The organism is Clostridium acetireducens DSM 10703 (assembly GCF_001758365.1).
In the GTDB taxonomy this organism is placed as follows: domain Bacteria; phylum Bacillota; class Clostridia; order Clostridiales; family Clostridiaceae; genus Clostridium_C; species Clostridium_C acetireducens.
The window spans coordinates 1-4190 of record NZ_LZFO01000062.1; the positions used below are offsets into that span (position 1 = coordinate 1).

Genomic DNA, 4190 nt, shown 5'->3' on the forward strand with positions numbered 1-4190 from the left:
CTAATAAATTTCTGATAAATATGGTAGCAAAGCAATTTGTAAATAAAATCATTTTATTTACAAATTGCTTTGCTACCATATTTATCAGAAATTTATTAGAGATTTTTTATTACACTATTATAAATTATTTTTTATTTAGCTACTAAGCCATTTATTTAAAACCACATTGATTCTTTCGTTGCTTTGTCTTGTGGAAGCCAACATAAAATTATTTGAATTATATAAAATTCCGTCTTTTACAGATTTCATAACAGCAGTAGCCATGTCTATATCCTCTATTTTAGATAGAGAACTTGTAGTGTTTATTACAGAATTTTGTGCATCGTTTACAGCAGATTGAAGATTATTTAAATCTCCCCCAAATGCTGAACGATTGCTTATGATTTTATTAAGAGATGCATCAATTTTTTTTAAACACTTAGTAGCATTATCGAATGTGGTTACAGAAACTTCTGAAAGCCCCAAACTGGACAACTTATTATCAAATAAGTTTATAGTGTAAAATGTATCAGGGTTATCTTTTATTTGTAGTGTAAGGCTTTTATCAGAATCTAAAAGTTTTATTCCATTAAAATGTGTATTTTCTGCAATGGTTTCTATAGAATTTTTTATAGATTGAATTTCTTTATCAGAAGCTTGTCTATCATCATTTGTCAATGTTCCATTACAAGCTTGTACTGTTATTTCTTTCATTCTATGTAAATGCTCTGAAATATCTCCTAAAGCTCCATCAGCTACTTGAAGCATGGAAATTCCATCTTGAGCATTTTTTTCAGCTACAGATAATCCTCTTACTTGAGCTTTAAAACTTTGGCTTATAGAAAGACCTGCTGCATCATCTGCTGCTCTATTTATTTTTTTACCAGAAGATATTTTTTCAATTACATTATCTTTTTTTGATTTATTATCAGTTACTTTTCCAAAGGAATGTAACAAAGAAGTTACTTGTACAAACAAAATTTTCACCTCCAAAAACAAGCTTTTCATTTATTTTATCGTGGAAGTTTAAGTGAACTTTAATAATATTTATCTAGGTTATTGAATAAAAAATAATTTTTCATAAAAACTTTTATAAAAATTATAACTTTTTAAACAAAATATGATATAATTAAAAAAATTACGAATATTTTTTAATTTATGGTTCATACTAACTATATGGATTATAAGAAAGGAGATTTCTTTATGATACTTACTACAACCAATTTCGTTGAAGGAAGAAAGATAATGGAATATAGAGGAATAGTGTCTGGAGAAGTTATAACAGGTATAAATTTTGTAAAAGATTTTATGGCAGGTTTAAGGGACATAGTAGGTGGAAGATCTGGATCTTATGAAAGAGAGTTAATAAATGCAAGAGAAGAAGCTATGGCAGAAATGGAATCTAGAGCTGCTAGTATAGGAGCTAATGCTGTTGTTGGCATAGACATAGATTATGAAGTATTAGGACAAACTATGCTTATGGTTACTGTTTCTGGCACAGCAGTAGTTTTAGAGTAATTTTAAATATGCCCTTTTTTTATTATTTTATATATATCAATTAAAAGTAGGTCTTGTTTAAGACCTATTTATTTTTTGCAATTACAATAATACTATTTTAATAAAATACTATAAAAAAGAGTTTTTAGAATAAACAATACAATATTTTTTTTAGTTTTATATTTAAAAATTGCAGTTTAAATTGAAGTAAACTCAGAGAAAATATAATTTAAAATAATATATATAAAAATAATAAGACTATACCTATAAATAGAGTTTGTAAATAATTTGAATAAATTTTAGACAGACTTAGAAGAAAAAATAAAAAAACTCCGTAATTCATCACAGGACGTGATGAGCCAATTTCCGCACCAAGGACGGTGCATAAATTGGGTAGGAGTTTTTTTATTTTTTATTCTTAGTCTGTCTTAATGAAATGACTTATTTACAAACTCTATTTATAGGTATAGTCTTATTATTTTTATATATATTATTTTAAATTATATTTTCTCTGAATTTATTTCAATTATTACCCATCTAAAATTACCACATAATTCACAACAATTCCAAATTGCTATTTTTTTAACAAAATTTATTATAAAAAAACAAAATATTAAAAAAGATAAAACTTTTTTAATACTATATATTACGGTAATTACTACGATTTATTATTTTTAATAACAATTGGCATTGTTAATAACTTAACTAATGTAGAAATTTTTTAAAAAATGTGATAATATAAAAACGTGGTAATACCACTATACCCTTAAACCATCATACCATTATTGGGAAGAGAAGTATGTATCAATTTAAATAAAAAAACATAAAAATGCAAAAAATAGGAGGGATAAAATTGTCTATAGAGTTTTTAGTAGATTTAGTAATTGTTTTACTAAGCACTGAACTTTTAGGGGCATTAACTAAAAGATTTAAAATGCCTAGAGTAGTGGGAGCACTTATAGCGGGACTTTTAATTGGACCTTCAGTTTTAGGAATAGTTCACCCTAGTGATTTTTTAAGACAAATGGCTAAAGTAGGCGTAATTTTGTTAATGTTTACAGCAGGATTGGAATCAGATTTAACTGAATTGAAAAAGTCTGGAAAAGCATCTAGTGTTATTGCGGTAATTGGAGTTTTTCTTCCTTTAATAGGGGGATATTTAGTAGGTGGATTCTTTAACAATGCAGGAACACCTTTTTCTGGCGGATTTGAAATTACACTTCAAAACATTTTTATTGGTATAATTTTAACAGCTACATCTGTAAGTATAACTGTTGAAACTCTTCAAGAAATGGGAAAATTAAAAACTCGTTCAGGAACAGCTATACTTGGTGCAGCAGTTATAGACGACATTTTAGGAATAGTACTTTTAGCAATTATAACTGGAATGTCTAATTCTAAAGTAAGTATACAAGTTGTAATAATGAAAATATTAGCATTTTTTGTAGTTTCTCTAATAATAGGATTATTATTCAAGAAGGCTTCTGGCAGCGGAAAAGCTAAGTTTGATAAACATAGAGTGATTATTTATGCATTAGCCTTTTGTTTTGTAATGTCTTTTGGAGCAGAACATTTCTTTGGAGTAGCAGATATAACAGGAGCTTATATAACAGGATTAATATTATCTATGTCTAAGGGTTCTGAACATATAAAAGAATCTGTAGAAACTATATCCACTGCAATTTTCTCACCAATATTCTTTGCAAATATAGGAATATGCACTGTAATGACTAAAATGAACACTACTATGGTTATATTTACAGTTTTACTTTTAGCAGTAGCTATTTTAACTAAACTTTATGGATGTAAATTAGGAGCAGTAGCCTGTGGATTTAGTAAAGAAGAAGGAACTCAAATTGGTGTAGGAATGATATCAAGAGGAGAAGTAGCATTAATTGTTGCAGATATAGGTATAGCTGCTGGATTTATGAAAGAAGCTTATTTTGCACCAATAATTTTAGTAGTTATAGTAACAACATTAATAACTCCTATACTATTAAAAGTTGTATACTCTAATAAAGATAGTAAAAATACAAAAGTTACAGAACAATTTTCTGAGGAAACTGCAATGTAATAATTATATAACAAAATATACTTTATAATATTTCTATTTAACTTGAAATATTAGATTATTAAAATTAATATAAAAATCTATGCAAATATTATATATATATATTGCACTTAGAAAATTTGTATATTAAAAGCTAAATATTAAAAGAAACTTTTAAATGAAGAAATTTTAACTAAATGTAGTATAATTTCAGAGAAAAAAATAACTAATAATACATTAACATAAAGAAAGTTTGTAAATAAAATAACTTATTTACAAACTTTTTTTATGTTAATGTATTATTTTTTTCTCTGAAATTATCTCGATTTAAATTACAATAATGTATTATATAATGCCTTACAACAAGTTTTTGTAAAAAAATTCATGGCATTTTATTAATTTTTATATTTATTTTATAAAAAATATAAGGTAAAATATAATAGTTAACACAAATAATTATATTTTATTTAAAGTTTATTAATACACCCTAAAAGGATATTATAAACCTTATTACCCAAAAAAACAATAAAATTTACAAATAATATATAAATAATTTCATTAAAGTTAATGTATTGTACACATTTATATAATATAATATGATTAAATAGAAAATATTTCTTGAGATTCAATGATTTACACTAAATTCCAAAGGATGTATGTTTAG

The 4190-nt window shown here is 25.3% G+C and carries 3 protein-coding genes; 2 read left to right on the forward strand and 1 reads right to left on the reverse strand.

Features of this window, described 5'->3' with window-relative positions:
• Window positions 1–135 precede the first annotated feature (135 nt).
• Complete coding sequence (locus tag CLOACE_RS11340) at window positions 136–957, reverse strand: flagellin (protein WP_084027633.1); 822 nt, start codon at window positions 955–957, stop codon at window positions 136–138.
• Window positions 958–1182: 225 nt separating this feature from the next.
• On the opposite strand from CLOACE_RS11340, the gene CLOACE_RS11345 reads away from it, so the two are divergent.
• Together CLOACE_RS11345 and CLOACE_RS11350 are read left to right on the forward strand one after the other, a co-directional pair.
• Window positions 1183–1497 (forward strand): YbjQ family protein, encoded by a 315-nt coding sequence (locus CLOACE_RS11345; protein ID WP_070111362.1) that lies wholly within the window; start codon window positions 1183–1185, stop codon window positions 1495–1497.
• Window positions 1498–2329: 832 nt separating this feature from the next.
• Window positions 2330–3550, forward strand: coding sequence for a cation:proton antiporter (locus CLOACE_RS11350; RefSeq protein WP_242866476.1), 1221 nt, complete (start codon window positions 2330–2332; stop codon window positions 3548–3550).
• The last annotated feature ends 640 nt before the right edge of the window (window positions 3551–4190 follow it).

Excerpts from the sequence above, each read along its gene's own strand:
- CLOACE_RS11345 (WP_070111362.1), top strand. The coding sequence starts at position 1,183 with ATGATACTTACTACAACCAATTTCGTTGAAGGAAGAAAGATAATGGAA.